The 386-nt window shown below is 41.2% G+C and carries 1 protein-coding gene; it reads right to left on the bottom strand.

The window, feature by feature from the left end; translation table 11 throughout:
- Positions 1-131: 131 nt before the first annotated feature.
- Positions 132-386, bottom strand: a 255-nt coding sequence (locus tag ACO0LF_RS31570; protein ID WP_423021378.1) for a DUF4142 domain-containing protein, incomplete at its 5' end; no start/stop codon positions are given.

Raw genomic sequence — 386 nt, 5'->3', positions numbered from 1 at the left:
TATATACTTCATGGACTTGGATATCGCTTTGGTGAGATTTCGTAATCTCGTTTGAAGATAGCGCGGCTAATACAGTAAAAAAAGGACCAATATGGTCCTTTAAACTGGAGCAATGAACACGGGAATTTGAATTATTTATTTACCTTAGCCTGCATGTCTTCTGACATTTTTAAATGGTGTTCAAGTGATGGCAGTGTTTTCGTCGCAAATGCCTTGACATCAGGATCTTGAGCCGAAGTTGATGCCTTTTTAAACAATGCTACTGCATCCTTGTGAGCAGAGACCCCAATATCCGCTGCGTACTGACGATCATATTTTTGTCCGTCGAGTGTAGCGAGTTTTTTTATCGTTGATTCTTGCTTGGCATCCGGTGTGTCCGGAATATC

It is taken from the genome of Undibacterium sp. Di27W (assembly GCF_049340345.1).
GTDB lineage: Bacteria > Pseudomonadota > Gammaproteobacteria > Burkholderiales > Burkholderiaceae_D > Undibacterium.
This window is presented reverse-complemented; position numbering and strand designations above follow the sequence as displayed.